This window comes from Dyadobacter sp. CY356 (genome assembly GCF_021440195.1).
Lineage (GTDB): Bacteria > Bacteroidota > Bacteroidia > Cytophagales > Spirosomataceae > Dyadobacter.
In genome coordinates, this window is record NZ_JAJTSZ010000002.1 from 596,640 (window position 1) to 613,866 (window position 17,227).

The 17,227-nt window shown below is 40.3% G+C and carries 11 protein-coding genes; 8 read left to right on the forward strand and 3 right to left on the reverse strand.

The genetic code is table 11. From position 1 onward, the window contains the following. Window positions 1-60: 60 nt before the first annotated feature. The gene (locus tag LXL81_RS08855) at window positions 61-975 is read right to left on the reverse strand and encodes an AraC family transcriptional regulator (protein WP_234646369.1); all 915 of its coding nucleotides are present in this window, start codon (window positions 973-975) and stop codon (window positions 61-63) included. Between the two features lie 291 nt (window positions 976-1,266). On the opposite strand from LXL81_RS08855, the gene LXL81_RS08860 reads away from it, so the two are divergent. From LXL81_RS08860 to LXL81_RS08870, 3 genes are all read left to right on the forward strand, one after another. Further along, a complete protein-coding gene (locus tag LXL81_RS08860) occupies window positions 1,267-2,592 on the forward strand; it encodes a cytochrome P450 (protein WP_234646370.1) in 1,326 nt (441 codons plus the stop codon). 30 nt (window positions 2,593-2,622) lie between these two features. Next, window positions 2,623-3,255, forward strand: a complete 633-nt coding sequence (locus LXL81_RS08865) for a YiiX/YebB-like N1pC/P60 family cysteine hydrolase (protein WP_234646371.1) — start codon at window positions 2,623-2,625, stop codon at window positions 3,253-3,255. Between the two features lie 115 nt (window positions 3,256-3,370). Further along, on the forward strand, window positions 3,371-3,811 hold the full coding sequence (locus LXL81_RS08870) for an SRPBCC domain-containing protein (protein ID WP_234646372.1): 441 nt from the start codon (window positions 3,371-3,373) through the stop codon (window positions 3,809-3,811). 64 nt (window positions 3,812-3,875) lie between these two features. On the opposite strand, the gene LXL81_RS08875 is transcribed toward LXL81_RS08870, so the two are convergent. Next, entirely contained in the window at window positions 3,876-6,854 is a 2,979-nt protein-coding gene (locus LXL81_RS08875; RefSeq protein ID WP_234646373.1) for a DUF2723 domain-containing protein, read from the reverse strand. 339 nt (window positions 6,855-7,193) lie between these two features. On the opposite strand from LXL81_RS08875, the gene LXL81_RS08880 reads away from it, so the two are divergent. From LXL81_RS08880 to LXL81_RS08895, 4 genes are all read left to right on the forward strand, one after another. After that, window positions 7,194-8,066: a M48 family metallopeptidase gene (locus tag LXL81_RS08880; protein ID WP_234646374.1), complete on the forward strand. Its 873-nt coding sequence runs from the start codon at window positions 7,194-7,196 to the stop codon at window positions 8,064-8,066. A gap of 11 nt (window positions 8,067-8,077) precedes the next feature. Next, on the forward strand, window positions 8,078-8,971 hold the full coding sequence (locus LXL81_RS08885) for an AraC family transcriptional regulator (protein ID WP_234646375.1): 894 nt from the start codon (window positions 8,078-8,080) through the stop codon (window positions 8,969-8,971). A 67-nt stretch (window positions 8,972-9,038) separates the two neighbouring features. Further along, complete coding sequence (locus LXL81_RS08890; RefSeq protein ID WP_234646376.1) at window positions 9,039-9,689, forward strand: HD domain-containing protein; 651 nt, start codon at window positions 9,039-9,041, stop codon at window positions 9,687-9,689. 296 nt (window positions 9,690-9,985) lie between these two features. Further along, entirely contained in the window at window positions 9,986-15,034 is a 5,049-nt protein-coding gene (locus tag LXL81_RS08895) for an ExeM/NucH family extracellular endonuclease (RefSeq protein WP_234646377.1), read from the forward strand. 79 nt (window positions 15,035-15,113) lie between these two features. On the opposite strand, the gene LXL81_RS08900 is transcribed toward LXL81_RS08895, so the two are convergent. Then, a complete protein-coding gene (locus tag LXL81_RS08900) occupies window positions 15,114-15,932 on the reverse strand; it encodes a hypothetical protein (RefSeq protein WP_234646378.1) in 819 nt (272 codons plus the stop codon). Window positions 15,933-16,162: 230 nt separating this feature from the next. Here LXL81_RS08900 and LXL81_RS08905 point away from each other — a divergent pair, with 230 nt between their 5' ends. Next, window positions 16,163-17,179: a zinc-binding alcohol dehydrogenase family protein gene (locus tag LXL81_RS08905; protein ID WP_234646379.1), complete on the forward strand. Its 1,017-nt coding sequence runs from the start codon at window positions 16,163-16,165 to the stop codon at window positions 17,177-17,179. Window positions 17,180-17,227 lie beyond the last annotated feature (48 nt).

Below are 17,227 nucleotides of genomic sequence, written 5' to 3' on the forward strand. Positions count from 1 at the left end.
ATTTGACACTGCAAAGATCAGCTTAAACGAAAGGAAAAGTTAGGACAGAAGACAATAATTTCAGGATATTTCAATCATTCTTCGAAAATCAGTAGGCGTGATTCCTTCGTATTTTTTAAATAAACGTGTAAAATACGACTGATCTTCAAATCCAACTTCCTGAGCAACTGCACTGATCGGCCAGTCAGATTGGCATAGTAAAACTTTTGCCTCAGCAATAATTGCCTCATCAATCCATTTTGTAGGCGATTTTGAGGTGACCGATCTGACCGTTTTATTTAAATGATTAGGTGAAATATTAAGCAGAAATGCATAATCAGAAACCAGATGTTTGTCTTTAATATTGGTAAAAACAAGCTCTTTAAATTTGTTTGCAATGGATACAGAAGCGGCCCTTCCGGTACTTACCAAGGGCTGATATACATTTTTTACTTCGCAAAACATGGCCAATAGATAGGACTGAAAAATATCCTGATTCTTTATACCATTCTGAACATATTCAAGCAAAAGCCGTTTCAAAATGTGGTGTATAAAATCAGAAGTTTGTCGATCAAAACGCACAACCGGATTACCCCAGACTCTTAAAAATTCAAACTCCTTCAAAGGATCCGTTTTCCCGAAGGCACCTACCAGCATGTCATTATGCAACCCACAGATATATCCCTTGTTCACATCTCCGGTACGGAACGAAAACACTTGACCGGCGGGAACAAAAAGCATTTCGTCTTTCTGGATTTTGTAAACATCGCTACCAATTTTCATCACCGCCTCGCCTTCTGTTAAATATAAAACGCTATGAATAGTGGATCGGGATGCTGGGACATTATGCTTTACTAACTGATACATTTCTTCAATCCGTGTAATGAAGAACTTATGCTCTTCTACCCTGATGATATTTTTTAATGTATCCGAAGGCATGTACTTCCTGGTAAAGGCTTTCGGATCGTAAAGTTTTATTTTAGTAGTTTCAGACATGACCTGTCAGTTCAAGTTCTTTATCGTTACCGGGATCCCGTATCATAGACTCAGGAATATCAATGTCCCGTTATCTTACATTAGCAGTTAATTCAATAAGAGAGGCAAATTACGCTCCTTTCCCCGGACCAATCTTCGCTCCAATCTTTTTTCATTTTCAATCATTATTTTACCCGGTCAATTTAGGAAAGAAAATTTTACTGATTTCCTTTTCGTTTATATTTACTTTTATCGACGGTTTAATGTCCAAAAATTCCCTACGGATAATCCACCTTAAAACACAAATAATTGATGTCTGAAATTCCATTATTCAAGATTGCAAAATTTGATATTCAGGCACCTTTCATATTTGCCAGAGATCCCCTTTTGGCATTAAGAAGCGGCTTCGATAATTGTGGAGACACCTTTCGGATCAAACTTTTTCGCGAATTTATAGTGAGCCGCGACCCTGCCTTTTTCAGACATATTCTTGTAACAAATAATAAAAATTACAAAAAAGGAAGCTCATCAAAGATGCTTAATCCGGTACTGGGGAATGGTTTGGTAACGAGCGAAGGAGAATTCTGGCTTCGTCAGCGCCGGCTCGTCCAGCCGGCTTTTCACCGGGAAAGATTGCAGGAACTGTTTGTGACAATGGGCCAGATCACATCAGAATTTATTGATGAAATGGAAGCGTTTCGTGGTAAAGGTGCCGTTGATATTGATGCCAAAATGATGGGAATTACAGCAGACATTGCTCTGAAAACTTTGTTTGGCAACATATCGAATGAGGACAAAATGCAGATCTTTCATCAGGTGAACAGAACGCAGCGTTATCTGGTGACCCGTGTCCGCCGTCCATATAGAATTCCTTTGATGTATGTTAATGGAGAAAGAACACGGTTTAAAACGGATCTGGCTTATTTTAACAAACTGGTTTTTGAGTTTATTCACGAAAGACATGGCGTAAAAGATAAACCGAATGATCTGTTGCAGCTGCTTCTGGATAGTCTGGATGAGGAAACCGGAGCGCAAATGAACGATCAGCAAATCCGTGACGAGGCCATTACGATGTTTGCAGCCGGACATGAAACCTCTGCAACGGGTCTTAGCTGGTTGCTTTTAGAGTTGGCGAAACAACCCGAAATTGTTGCAAGAATTCGTGAGGAATCGAAAATATTTGATACTGTTCCGGGCTTTGAACAATTAATGAAGCTACCATACACCCGGCAGGTTGTTGAAGAAGGCCTCAGGTTATTTCCGCCAGCCTGGACAATGACACGGGAAGCTTTGGAAGATGACGAGGTTGAAGGGCAGATTATACCAAAAGGAACTTCGGTTTTTATGTCGGTTTATGAACTACACCGAAATCCAAATATCTGGAATGATCCACTGGTTTTTAATCCTGAAAATTTCAGTTTGGAAAATGTTAAGAATAGAGGAAAATACAATTATCTACCCTTTGGTGCCGGGCCACGCTTATGTATAGGACAGCAGTTTGCAATGATGGAAATGATGCTCATTCTTGCATCGCTTGTGAAACGTTTTGATTTCGAATTTGACCCAAAACATAAAGTTGGTATTTATCCGCTGATCGTGTTGAAATCGACAAACGGGATTAAATTATTTATCAAATAAAAATCTCATTATAAATACTTTACCAAAAAAGTGAAACGTTTTCTTGCAATATTTCTCGGCCTTTTTCTCATATCCGAAATATCATTTGGACAAATACCTCCCGGAATTAAACTTAAAACCGGAGATTTTATTTTTCAAGATCTTGACTGCGGACCGCTTTGTGATGCCATTGAGCAGGTTACTAAAAGTTTCGGAGGGCGCCATTTTTCACATATTGGTTTGGTTTATGTTCAAAAAGACAGCGTTTTTATTGTTGAAGCCATTGGCAGGGAAGTACAGTTAACATCACTTGATTTATTTCTAAAAAGAACGCCGAATCCGGTACTCATCGGAAGAGTAAAAAAGCAATACACGGCCGTGGCTAAAAAGGCTGTAAAATACGCTTTGGAGGAAAAAGGTGTACCATATGATGACGAATTTATTTATAACAATAAAAAATATTACTGTTCCGAACTGATCTACGATGCTTTCAAAAGAGCAAATGCAGGAAAGGATTTTTTCACTCTACAACCGATGACTTTTAAAAAGCCGAAAAGTGATCAGTTCTTCCCGGTATGGATTGAATATTATGCAAAACTTGGCATACCAATTCCTGAGGCCGAGCCAGGAATTAATCCGGGAGGAATTTCTACGTCGCCTTTAATTGATATATTGAATCCGTAGGTTAGCCGCTGGCTTTGGGCCATAAGATTTTAGTACTGCAAAATTCAGCGTATTATTTTGGAAAATCTTTCATAACTTTTGATAAAACTATTCCAAAAATAAAAAATGTAACGACATGGCGGCACAAGAAGAAAAACCCGAACCTTTTACCATTGAAAGAACCTACGAAGCCAGTTCAGATAATGTCTGGCTGGCCATTACTGACCATGAAAAACTGAAACAATGGTACTTTGAAATGGAGGATTTCAAACCGGAAGTTGGTTTTGAATTTGTCTTTTATGGTGGAAGTGAAGGGAAGTCTTTCAAACATATTTGTGTTGTTACGGAAGTAGTTAAAGATAAAATACTGGCATATAGCTGGCGTTATGACGGTTATGCCGGAAACTCGACTGTACGCATCGAACTTTTTCCTGAGGGTGATAAAACCAGAGTGAAATTAACACACGAGGGACTGGAAACTTTCCCGCCGGTAGACGACTTTAAAAAGGAAAACTTTGCAATGGGCTGGACTGAAATCATTGGAAAAATACTGAAAGAATTTGTTGAAAAACAGTAATACAAAACTGCCCGTATCTATAACTATGCAAGATACGGGCAGTTTAATTTATGAGGGTTTACATTTACTCTTCTTCTTTACTAAAAATATTAAAGGCTAACAGATGCTTTTTAAAAATTGTATCATACTCCATGGCGGCCGCTTCCTGTTTCGCCTCTCTGCATTCATGCACAATTGTTTGTAAAATATACAGATCAGCATTGATATCCCGACTTTTTGATAAGTCATTTTTCTTTGCAAATTCAAGATTTTCGTTTGCTCTCAGTGCCATGGTTTTAGCCGTGTCCAACGCCTTTTTATTTTCACCTATTTCAAAAAGAAGACCTATATAATTTGAAGAAATCTGGTCGTAAGGAATACTTTTGTCCGGCATCACGGCCAGCGCTTTATTGATCACTTTTCTTGCCTCTTCCTTCCGGTTTTCTGCAATCAACTGATTGGTCAAACGCAAAAATGCTATGCGGGCAGTGGCAACAGGTGAACCCAGGTAGGTTGGATCGTAGTAAGTATTTTTATTATCCAGTTCGCGCCAGAACATTTTGTTCATCAGATTATTATACATAATGTCTGAGTTGACGTAGCCATCAACCGCTCCCGGAACACGCACGGGCAGTAATCTGTAAGTGTAACCTTCAAGTTGCATATATTCTTTCAAACCCAGATTATTGGAATTGCCCATCGTACTTGAAAAGTAAACCGGTCTTTTCCAGTTGTTAGTGGCGATGATATCCAGCATCACCAGATCGCTTTTGTACAGATCTTTTTCACCAATGTTCCAACTCATAGAATCACTCAGCATTGGCACAAGATCCTTTTTGATAATGTTCATTTTTTCAACTTCCTTCGTATTTACCGGTAGAAAAAGAACGGAAGACGGTAAGATGGAAGCCATTTCGCCACTGGTCAGCGGCACCTGGATGGCGCGGTTTTGCTGCTGGATCAGTTGCAGATATTCTTTCAGATTGATACCGGCTTTCACACTCGGGATTTCGTAAAAAGGCAGGTAATCATTTTTCCCAAAAGCATAACTATTAGTATCCAGCGAAAGCGGCAGTGCTTCTGATTTATTCATCTTCCTTTTCAATTGCCTGATATACCAGTCGATACCGAGGAATGTCTGCACGCAAACCCGCACATCTGTCCTGAAACCTTCCACCTCCTGAACATACCAGAGCGGAAAAGTATCATTATCACCACCGGTGAATAAAATGGCGTTTGGCGCACATGAATTCAGCAGATTTCTTGCAAAATCCACAGCATGATAGCGGTTGCTTCGGTTGTGATTATCCCAACCCTGAGTAACCATAATCACAGGAATTGCCAAACCGAAAGCAGTTGCCAGAATAGCCATTTTAGCATTATTTCCAACTATTTTCCGCAAAGCATTTGCCAGTGCAATCACGCCCAAACCTATCCAAATACAGAAAATATAAAATGAACCTACATAAATATAATCCCGTTCGCGGGGTTCAACTGGTGGTGAATTGAGGTAAATCACAAGCGCAACGCCGGTCAGAAAAAATAACAGACCAAGCACCAATAAGTCTTTTCTCTTTTTAAAATAAAGCGCCATAATGCCGGCAAATCCCAGAAATAGCGGAAGCATTAAAAAGTTATTATGTCCTTTATTTTGAGCAATTGAGGAAGGGTATGTTTTTGAGATATCCCAGGGAAAGAGCGTACCGGCACCTTCTTCATCACTTTCGCGACCGGCAAAATTCCAGAGAAAATATCGCCAGTACATATGTCCCAACTGATGTGAAAATAGAAATGATATATTTTGCGTCATCGTCGGCTTTTGTCCTTCGACCAATCCAGTCATTTGCTGATAAAGCTGCGGATGGCCTGGCTGCGTGCTATACATCCTTGGAAAAAGCATGCTGCTTCCCGGCTCATAATCATAGTCGTAGCGATGGCCCTGGACTACATATTTGCCATCCTTTTTGGAATAAACGGTTGATTCGGGTTTCTGGTTTATTGGTTTTGATGTAAATGACGGACCATATAATAGCGGACGGCTCCCGTATTGTTCTCTTTTTAAATAAGAAACAAAACTTAAAACATCACTTGGATCATTTTCATTGATTGGCGGATTATATTCCGAACGGACCAGAACCGTCAGGTAAGAAGCATAACCCATCAGAACAAAAGCGAATGAAAGCAAACAGGTGTTGAGTAGAATTTTTTCTTGTCGATGAGAATATCTGATTGCCCATACCACGACACCGATAAATAATATTACGAAGATGATCACACCTGATTTGTAGGGAAGACCGAATGTATTGACAAAAAATATTTCAAATTTCCCTGCCAATCCGGGAAGCCCTGGAATAATGCCCGAATTGATAATTCCAAGAACAATAAGTCCTGCGAAAAAGGCCATCAATCCTCCAAAAACAGTAGGTTTTGGGTATTTTTTGAAATAATAAACCAGCGCCAGCGCCGGAATAGTAACGAGATTTAATAAATGTACACCAATTGAAATTCCGGTTAAGTAAGCAATAAATATCAGCCAGCGGTTTTCTTCTGCGGGATCTACTATCCTTTCCCACTTGAAAACTGCCCAGATTACGATAGCAGTAAAGAACGATGACATGGCATAAACTTCCGCTTCAACAGCAGAAAACCAGAACGAATCGGACCAAGCGTATGCGAGTGCACCGACAATCCCTGAGCCAACCGCAAGAATTATATCACCAGTGGTCAGATCTTCTTCATTTTTACCAACCAGTTTTCTAGCGAGTAAAACAATTGTCCAGTACAAAAAAAGAATTGTAAAAGCACTGCATAATACGGAAAGCATGTTGACCCAGAACGCAACTTTGGTAACATCACCCAGCGCGAACATCGAAAAAATTCTACCAATAAGCAGAAAAAATGGAGCACCCGGCGGATGCGGTACCTGCAATTTAAAAGCACAGGCAATAAACTCACCGCAGTCCCAAAAGCTGGCGGTCTGCTCCATCGTGAGCGCATACGTCAGCAAGGTTATGGCAAAGACGATCCAGCCAGTCAGGTTATTAATCCGTTTAAAATTTTTCATTTTGGTCAGTGATGTTTAGACACAGCAGTATTGACGCAAATTGCTCGTAGCAAATCACTTGCAATCGACACCCTGGTGTTATGAAGAATATTTTGATGGGTCAAAACTAGGAAATTCGATAGTTTTGGTGACAGAAACGCCTCTTAAAAAAAGTTAACAGAAGGACATTTGTATGGCACTTTAACTTTCTTTAACAATAATGTCTGTGGTCCATACAATACCGGCAAAATTCATAAGCAATTAAACTGATTTTCCGAATTAATCGTTGTTTTTTCAATGCGGTTTTATAGCCTGATACATTTATAATTAAATTGCGTTTGTTATTAATCATTGAGTTTTATGCTTGAATTTCTGGTTGTCGTTTCTCTGGTCGGCTACATATATTATTTGCGGAATTATGCAGATTTAAGGACTAAATCCGAGAAGGAAGCTGCCGGTTTACAGGAAGGAATTAGTCTTTTTAACGAAGCGCAAACCGAAAAGGCATTTAATTATTTTGACCAAAAAATAAAGGCAAAGCCAAAATCCAGTTTCGCCTATCTATACCGGGCACTTTGTTACAAAAAACTTGGGAATATTGATGCTGCGAAAACTGATTTAATTACCGGTCTGAGTTATGACGGAACCTTGTCACAATTACATCTGGAAAAAGGTAAAATTGAATTTGAAACCGGGCAACTCAGAGATGCGTTTGAATCTTTTGACAAAGCGGTTTTATATGATGGTGATGAACATGAAACAACTTATCACTGGCGCGGGCTGGCCAATCAGGCACTGGGCAGAGATGTGGAGGCACAAAAAGATTTTTGGAAGGAAAGTGATATTTTACAGAAAAAGCTTACGGCAGGACCAGTTGTAACAAAACCCAAAGATCCGTTTTTTGATAAGCGTCTTGCCATAAATTCAATCCTGATCATTGCCACCAGTATTTTGGTAATTGTGATCATCAAAAAATCAGATGGTATTCATTTACCATTCTTACTTGCGGTTTTTTCAGCGATATCCATTGGTATTGTTGAACCGGTAAAAGGCTGGCTTCTGGCCATTTTTCAGTGTATATTATTGGTGGCGGGCTACTTTCTTTTTACTGATCTTCCGGAAAATACCGGTCGGCAGGAGGTAGAAAGTTTTAGTTTATATGGAAGCTGTGTTTTAACCTTTGCGGGAAGTTTTATCGGAGCATTTTTGAAAAGAGCATTTATCGCCGGATAACATTTTGAAATATGGGAAACGCCAAGACAACTTCACCACAAGTAACGGTTGAAAAGGATATAAAGGATTCATTTTCAATACGATTATTAAATAAACAGATGCGGGATTTCCAGGAACCCGTTCGTCTGAAATATCACCGTATTTTACTTATCAAAAATGGAAGTGGTATCATTAATATTGACGAAGCTACATATCCTGTCGCCGGGTGCGAAATCTTTCTATTAGCTAAGGAGCAAATCTTTTACTTCTCACAACATCATGATGTAAAGGGTTACGAGCTCAGTTTTGGTGATTGCTTTTGGGAGAAAACCCCTGCAAGTGCAAACAACTGCAAGGCCGTTTTGTTTAATAATATAACTGAAAATCAGCACATTCCCATTCCATTGTCTGGATATCAGGAAATGGATATATTGTTCAATACCTTACTTTCGGAATATAATAATGAAGATTATATCAACAAACCGGATGCGATGGCGGCTTATTTAAAAATCATTATGATAAAAACGGCTAATCTGAATGCTTCGCTGGCAAAGGCTTATGATAACTTTGAAAAACAAGTTTACCGGCAGTTTTTGGGTTTGGTACAAAACCAGATTCATACCTCCCATGACGTTTCCGATTTTGCTGCACAATTGAATATTTCAACAAGAAAACTTTCGGACATTTGTAAAAGAAATAGTAATCAAGGCCCGAAAGACATTATCAATCTGCAAATTATTACAGAAGCGAAACGGGCGTTACAGTTTAGTACCAAACCAGTTAAGGAAATTGCATTCGATTTAAATTTTAATTCTCCTGAACAATTCAGTCATTTTTTTAAAAAATATACCCAGTTTTCTCCCCAGCTATATCGCGGCGATTTTGTGAAAATTGGCATGCGATTGACCGGATTTGACATTCCCTGATGCTGACTGCCTGGCTAATTTTGTACATGAAATTCATGTCAAACCAATCAGTCAGATCATTAGTAATATGTCAGTTAATAAAGTAAAATCCGTAGCCGGGATTCAAATTCCCGATAGCACCATCTCGACACAGGCAACAGAGCTTTTGCTTGAACATGGAACAGAATTTATTTACAATCACTCCCTGCGTGTATTTCTTTTTGCCTCTTTAAACGGAAAAAGAAATGCGGCTCAGTACGATCCTGAGCTGCTGTATGTAAGTTCAGTTTTCCATGATCTCGGGCTCACTTCACATTATAGCAGTCCTGATTTACGGTTTGAGGTGGATGGAGCAAATGCCGCAAGAGACTTTTTGAAAAGCCATGGCTTGCCAAAAGAATCGCTTCAACTTGTTTGGGATACCATTGCTTTACACACCACAATCGGCATTGCAGAACATAAGGAACCGGAAGTGGCACTGATGTATTCAGGCGTCGGGCTGGATGTGATGGGTGAAGGTTATGAAAACCTGAGCGATGCAAACCGTGAGGAAATCATCTCAGCATTTCCTCGTAATGATTTTAAAAAGAATATTATCCCGACCTTCTTTTCCGGTTTTGAACATAAAACGGAAACTACTTTTGGGAATATAAAAGCAGATGTCTGTGCTTACATGATCCCGAATTTTCACCGGAAGAACTTCTGCGACTGCATTCTTCACTCGCCATGGAGTGAATAGGTACATTATAAATATTTGCAATAGTCCTGTTGAAAATGTCAGCAGGACTATTGTTGTTTTACGACATATTCTTAATACCTGATTTGATTTAGTTCCATCTTCCGGTTCTGATCAGACCTGCTATATTCCAGCATTACGGTATTATTTCCTTCTACAGGAAATCATAACACAAGCATCATTGACTATTTAAGCCCTTATCAGAAGAATAACCGGAATTTTGCCAGTCATTTTTTTGCTTGACATACCCTTCTCCTCTGAATTTCTACATTATTTAATCCAACTAATTTTAACAAAAAATGAAGGGAATCTTTACCGAAGAAAATGGGATTTATGCGCGCCGGCTAAGAAAGGCAGTTCAGCAGATCCTTTTTATCTGCCTTTTGTCAAACTCTTTTTTTAAAGAATTAAGAGCACAGGCAGTTACACAAACCGGATTTACATCCGTTCTTACACCCCAGTATATGTCTAGTGGAACTTCAACCCGCTTGCCGGTAATGTTCAGGGCTACTGTAACTGGGTTGACGGCTAACACTGTTTACAGATATTTCACGGGTGGTGCAATAACGACTGATTTTGGCGGAACGAATCCGGGTGCAGGAAATCCACTCTTGATCAGTGCCAATGGAAGTACCTACACTTATTCAACTGGTGCATCAACTTCATCCGCCGGAAATTATGAAACTTTTACTTCCGATGGAAATGGAAATTATACCGGATGGTTTGGATTTGTAAATACAGGAAATGCCAGGTTTACAGCAGGGAATGATGTTTATCCTGTTATTGTTGTAGCTAATTCTACCGGTACTATTTTATCCCGGAATGTCCTTGACACTTCCATTAAAGTTCTTGGTTATAGTACAGCCTCAGCAGCCAATAACGGATCATTTTTAAAGGAAACTTCTTCTGCAACCGCAAAAAATCTTGTCGCTATTTATGACAACACGGCTGGTACAGGAAGACCATTGTTTATTTCACCTGTTGAATCAATTGGAGCAACTATTGCAAGCGTAACAAGCGGATATCTAACCACAACAGGCAGCTGGAATGCAATCATACCAAACATTCTTCCGACTGGTGTAAGAAGAATTGAACAAAGAAGTGTTACAACCGGAAACATAGTGGGTTGTGCAACCGACGATGACGGCACCTGGCCAACTGGTTCGGTTAGTACAGTAAATCCGGCATCAGGTACTACTGCAATAACAATTGCCGGTGCGGATGCTCCTTTAACTTCATGCGGGCCAACGCTTCCAACTATCACCTTGTCAGTGAATCCAGCTTCGGCGGCGGAAGCAAATCAAACGGTTATCACTGTAACTGCCACTTCATCTGTGCCGGTAACTGCGGACCAAACTGTCTCGTTGTCCATAACCGGAACTGGTATCACTATTTCGGATTACGTTTTAAGTTCTCCAACCATTACGATTTTGAGCGGTCAAACCACCGGAACTGCGACATTTACAATCGTTGATGACGCCGATGATGAAGGAAACGAAACTGCTATTTTAACATTAAGTAATCCTTCATCAGGTATTACACTTGGTTCAACGGTTTCGCAAAATATTACAATAACAGATAATGACGGACCGCCAAATGCGAATGCGCCTGTGATTTTGGCTGATAATGAAACGGTAATTGATCCTGAAAAAACTACGGCTTATTTAAGTATTCCTGATAATAGTCCGGTGGCTGCTCCCGCAGCTTTTGTAAGTGGTGTTGTCAGCGACCCGACAGATCCGGCAGGAACAATTGGTTTAGAATTTAACATCAGTGATGTGGAAACTGCCGCAAACTCGCTTGTTGTGACGGTTTCAAGCAGCAATACCAATGTGGTAACCAATGCTAATCTTGTTTTGACTGGAACAGGGAATAGCCGTAATCTTAAAATTATTCCGGCAGGAGCTGGTTACAGTGATATCACGTTAACAGTTTCAGATGGCTCATTGACAAGCTCTTACCTAATAAAATACGCGGCTTCGGTAGCGTCTGGAACACCTTCAACCACAAGATTTCTGACACAGGTAAGTGATGCTTCAACATCACAAGCCGTTGATGACAATTATGTTTTGGTTGCTGATGATGAAAATCAGGTTTTAAGATTGTATAACAGAACAAATTCAGGTTTACCGGTTAATGGTTTTGATTACACGTCTTCATTAGGACTAACAGACCTGTCGGGAGGCGTACCACGTGAAGTTGATATTGAATCCTCAGTAAAAGTTGGTAACAGAATTTACTGGCTGGGCTCGCACGGAAATTCTTCCGAAGGAAAAAACAGACCAAACCGCAGCAGGTTTTTCGCTACGGATCTTACCGGAACCGGATCAACTGCAACATTAAGTTATGTAGGAAGATATGACGGATTGAAAACTGATTTATTAGCCTGGGATGCTTCAAATGGAAATACCTTGGGTTTAAGCGCAAGCGCGGCAACAGGAAAAGTACCAGAAGACCCTGCTCTTGATGGATTTAATATTGAAGGATTAACCATTGCGCCAGATGGAACAACAGGATATATCGCTTTTCGCGGACCGATTGAACCAGTTTCCAATCGCAATAGTGCCTTAATTGTTCCCTGGACAAATATGACGGCCCTGGTAAGCGGAAATCCTACAACAGGTCCGGCAACCTTTGGCACTCCGATTCAGCTTGACCTTGGTGGACGCGGCATCCGTGAAATTAAGAAAAACAGTACCGGCGAATATCTGATCATTGCCGGTCCGGCGGATGCAGCAACGGGTGTGGCACCAAAAGATTTCAGATTATATACCTGGACAGGAATTGCTACTGACGCGCCGGTATTACGCTCTGCAAATCTTACAGCGCTAAACGCGAATGGAAGTTTTGAATCCATCGTGGATCTTCCGGCAAATTTGACAAGCACCAGCCAGATCCAGCTTTTGGTAGATAATGGCGATGCAGTTTTCTACGGTGATGGAACTGCTGCGAAGGATTTGGCACAAAATAACTTTAAAAAATTCCGAAGTGAAATGATCGCCTTGGGTACAACACCTCTGGTTGCCACTTTAATCCATAATATTCAGGGAAGCGGAAATTCGGCGGCGATCACTGGCACGCAAACGATTGAAGGTATTGTTACCCGCACATTTTCAGGTACCAATGGTTTGAGTGGATTTTATGTTCAGGAAGAAGACGCCGACGCAGATGCGGATCCGGCCACTTCGGAAGGGATCTTCGTTTATAACCAAGCTGCTGACCCAACCGGGCTTGTAACACCTGCCGAAGGTGATAAGGTAAATATAACCGGAACTGTTGTGGATTTTGTAAGCACAACCAGCGGCGTTACCACAAGTTTGACAGAATTAAAAACATTAACTAGTTATACCAAAATTGGAACGGCTGCCTTGCCGACTATTACTTCTGTAAAACTTCCGGTAGCAAATGTAGCTGATCTGGAACGTTATGAAGGTATGCTGGTAAATCTGAGTGCCACAACAGGCAATCTGGCCGTGACAGAATATTTTCAGTTGGGCCGTTACGGGCAGGTTGTTTTATCTGCTGATGGTGCGAGTAATCTTGCCGGAACAGATGCCAGACTTGATCAGTATACACAATTCAGTGCACCAAGTGTTGCCGGATATTCGGCTTACCTTGCAGAGATTGCCAAACGCAAAATTATTCTTGACGACGGAAGTGGGAAACAAAACCCTGATCCGATCATCTTCGGGCGCGGTGGAAATCCTTTGAGTGCTACTAACACATTGAGAGGTGGTGATGAGGTCAGTAATGTTACAGGAATCCTGGATGAACGTCTGGAAGGATATAGAATTCAGACAGCCTCTGGTGTTAATTTCATGGCTACAAATGCTCGTCCGGTAACGCCTCCTTCGGTTGGATCGGCAACTTTGAAAGTAGGAAGCGCCAATGTGCTTAACTATTTTACCTCCCTTGATCTTAACGCGAGCGGCACTGACTACCGCGGCGCTAACACAGCAGAAGAATTAACAAGACAAAGAACGAAGGTGATCAAAGCCATTACAGGTTCGGGTGCTGATGTAATGGGATTGATGGAATTACAAAACAACGGTGCAACGCCAACTACGGCTCTGGCAGATCTGGTAAACGGATTGAATGCAGAAGTTGGCAGCAATGTTTATACGTATGTCAACCCGGGATCAATTGCGACGGATGCCATTACAGTTGGGATTATTTATAAAACAGATAAAGTTGCACCTGTGGGATCGCCGGCTACACTGACTACAAGTGCCGCATTTAATACGGTCGGCCGTCAGCCTTTGGCACAGACTTTCAAGCAACTTTCAAATGATGAAACTTTCACTGTGGTTGTCAATCACTTCAAATCTAAGGGATCCAGTGCCGGTGGTGCTGGTGATACTGATGCGAATGATGGACAGGGAAGTTCAAACGGGACACGTACCCGCCAGGCAGAAGATTTAATTACCTGGCTTGGTACCAAACCGACCGGAACTCTGGATACCGATTATCTTATTTTGGGTGATTTGAATGCTTATGCAAAAGAAGATCCGATTACAAGATTGGCAACTGCGGGATATAACAATTTACTTCCTGTAACTTCCTACTCCTACGTTTTTGACGGGCAAGTTGGTTCACTGGATCATGCATTGGCGACAGGTTCATTACAGTCCCAGGTTACAGGTGCTGAAAAATGGCACATCAATGCAGACGAACCAAGTGTGCTTGATTACAACACAGAATTTAAAACTGCTAATCAGATTTCAAGTTTATACAGTGCTGACCAATTCCGTGCCTCAGACCATGACCCGATTTTAATCGGATTAAATCTTGCTAAACCGTTGCCTGTTAATTACATATCCTTCACCGGACAATCGGTTGAAAAGGTTGTTGTGTTGAAATGGGAAACGGCAAATGAAAAAGATAATGCAGGGTTTGATGTATTAAAAAGTACTACCGGAACTACTTTTGAAAAAATTGGTTACGTGCCGGGAAATGCAACGACGTCTGCCAACTCTGCATATCAGTTTAACGACACTGACGTGAAAGCTGGTCAGATTTATTACTACCGTTTGGAACAACGAGATCTGGATGGAACTACCGATTTATCAAGAATTATTGGTATTTCTGTGAAAGGATTGACCCAGGCAGCTTTTGTATATCCAAACCCAAATAATGGAGTTTTCTCAGTTACTGCTTCAATCGCTGAAAATACTTCGGTGAGATTATTCAACAATTCCGGTGTAGAAATTAAGGTAAATGCACAAAAAACCGAAAGCCAGGAAACATTGATCATTCAACCCGTTTCCACTTTGACTTCGGGTGTTTATTTCCTTCAATTGCAAAATGGTGACAATGAAAAGAAATCACTAAAAGTGGTTGTAAAATAAGGATAATTGGTTAACTAAAAAGCCGGTTAGATCATTCATCAGATGATTTAACCGGCTTTTTAATTTCAAGATTTATTATTTATAAATTCAGATTCTTCATCACATTTAAAACAAAGCTCTCCGGAACCTCTGCGTAATTAGCTATTTCCTGAGTGGTAAAACGTCCTGCCCTAAGCAAGTTTGTAATAATACTAATTTGATTTTCCACTTTCCCTTCCTTTTTCCCCTCCTCTTTCCCCTCTTTCTTAGCCCTATCAAGCACCATTTCTCTTATGCCCATATTCTTTTTATTTTCAGTTAATTCCCCAATAACCTGATCAAATTTAATACTATATTCTGAATCCGCAAACCTTACGTATTGATGTAAAAATATTAGCAAATCATCAATCTTTTTCTTTTCAATTTTCCTTTTCAACAAATTCTTTGCCAATAAGTATTTTAAATTGAAAAGACTTTCGTCATCCATTTTTTTCTTTTTCAAGGCCAGGAGTACTGTTAAAATGACTATTGCAAATGGATTGTCATTTTCGTGAAGATCTTCTTCATTCTGTTCGATAATTTTGTAACTATTAAAAGAGAAGATATTTCTGGTTCCAAGGAATTCATATTCAAAAACCGAAGGGTGGTACTTTTTATTTTTATCCGTAAAAATGGCGATGGCTGTAACTGGTTTGCCATACTTGTCAAGGATACGATAGAAATAGGTAAACATCCTTTTCGAAAAATCTTTATCAATGTATCCCTGGACTTCAATATGTACAAGAATCCATTCCTCTTTACCGGTTCTTGTAAATACCTTTACCAGTTTATCAACAAACTTTGGCGCATCAATTTCGTCTGATGGAAATAGCTGCTCCAGTTCTTTATCCAGAAATTCAAACCCTTTCTCGATATTCAATAATTTATCTGCATCCTGAAAAAAAATCGTAGAAAATCAGGACATAAATTTTCAAGAATTCCTTTCCAAAGTGAATCATCTCTATTCATTTTAATTAAAATAGATAAGTGCGTGTTCAGAATCTTAAACGCGAAAATCTTAAAAAAGTAATTGTTTCGATGTAACTATCTTTAATTTTGAATTTCTAATCGTTCAGTTACTTCTTTATCGAATTTCGAACCTAAGCCTAAATGAAAACTCTTGTTTGTGTAACACCAGGTCAATTTTCTTATCAGATATCTGAAAAACCAGAACAATCTGCCGGAAATACCCTTATCAAAATAAAACGAATTGGAATTTGTGGTACAGACCTTCACGCTTTTGAAGGAACGCAGCCATTTTTTAATTATCCCCGAATTTTAGGTCATGAACTGGCCGGTGAAATTGTGTCCAGTGACGATTCCTCCGAATTCCGGATTGGCGAAGCCGTAACTTTTGTTCCATATTTCAACTGTGGAAAATGTATTGCTTGCCGCTCAGATAAACCTAATTGCTGTACAAGTCTTCAGGTATCAGGTGTGCATATTGACGGTGGTATGTCTGAATATATCTCTGTCGCCTCCTATGCGCTGGTGCACGGAGACGGATTAAGTTTTGACGAATTGGCATTGGTCGAACCACTTGCCATAGGCGCTCATGGTGTGAGAAGAGCCGGTGTAAAACCCGGTGATTTTGTACTGGTTGCAGGGGCTGGCCCGATTGGTTTAGGTACTATGGAATTTGCAAGAATCGCCGGAGCAACGGTCATCGCCCTCGATGTAAATGACTCCCGGCTGGCATTTTCTAAGGATAAAATTGGTGTAACACATACCATCAACGCTCTTACGGAAAACGTAGCAGAAAGATTGAGCCAGATTACGAACGGTGATATGCCAACGATCATTATTGACGCAACCGGAAACCTACGGGCCATCAACACCGCTTTTGCTTATCTGGCACATGGAGGAACTTATGCTTTAATTGGTTTGCAAAAAGGAGAAATCATTTTCAGTCACCCCGAATTTCATAAACGTGAGGCCACTTTAATGAGCAGCAGAAACGCAACACGCCAGGATTTTGAGCATGTGATTGATAGTATGAAAAAAGGGCTTGTTGATCCTACAACCTATATCACCCATCGTGTAAAATTTGATGAAGTAGCAGATCAGTTCGCCGGTTGGCTAGATCCTGAAAATGGTGTGATTAAAGCAATGGTATCCGTGGATTAATTATAGCCTAATAGAATTTTCTTCCTAAAAAATGAAGTCGCTGGGCTG

Bases quoted from the DNA above. Each gene is read 5' to 3' on its own strand.
- LXL81_RS08855 (WP_234646369.1), bottom strand. From the start codon at position 975: ATGTCTGAAACTACTAAAATAAAACTTTACGATCCGAAAGCCTTTACC.
- LXL81_RS08860 (WP_234646370.1), top strand. From the start codon at position 1,267: ATGTCTGAAATTCCATTATTCAAGATTGCAAAATTTGATATTCAGGCA.
- LXL81_RS08870 (WP_234646372.1), top strand. From the start codon at position 3,371: ATGGCGGCACAAGAAGAAAAACCCGAACCTTTTACCATTGAAAGAACC.
- LXL81_RS08875 (WP_234646373.1), bottom strand. From the start codon at position 6,854: ATGAAAAATTTTAAACGGATTAATAACCTGACTGGCTGGATCGTCTTT.
- LXL81_RS08880 (WP_234646374.1), top strand. From the start codon at position 7,194: ATGCTTGAATTTCTGGTTGTCGTTTCTCTGGTCGGCTACATATATTAT.
- LXL81_RS08885 (WP_234646375.1), top strand. From the start codon at position 8,078: ATGGGAAACGCCAAGACAACTTCACCACAAGTAACGGTTGAAAAGGAT.
- LXL81_RS08890 (WP_234646376.1), top strand. From the start codon at position 9,039: ATGTCAGTTAATAAAGTAAAATCCGTAGCCGGGATTCAAATTCCCGAT.
- LXL81_RS08895 (WP_234646377.1), top strand. From the start codon at position 9,986: ATGAAGGGAATCTTTACCGAAGAAAATGGGATTTATGCGCGCCGGCTA.
- LXL81_RS08905 (WP_234646379.1), top strand. From the start codon at position 16,163: ATGAAAACTCTTGTTTGTGTAACACCAGGTCAATTTTCTTATCAGATA.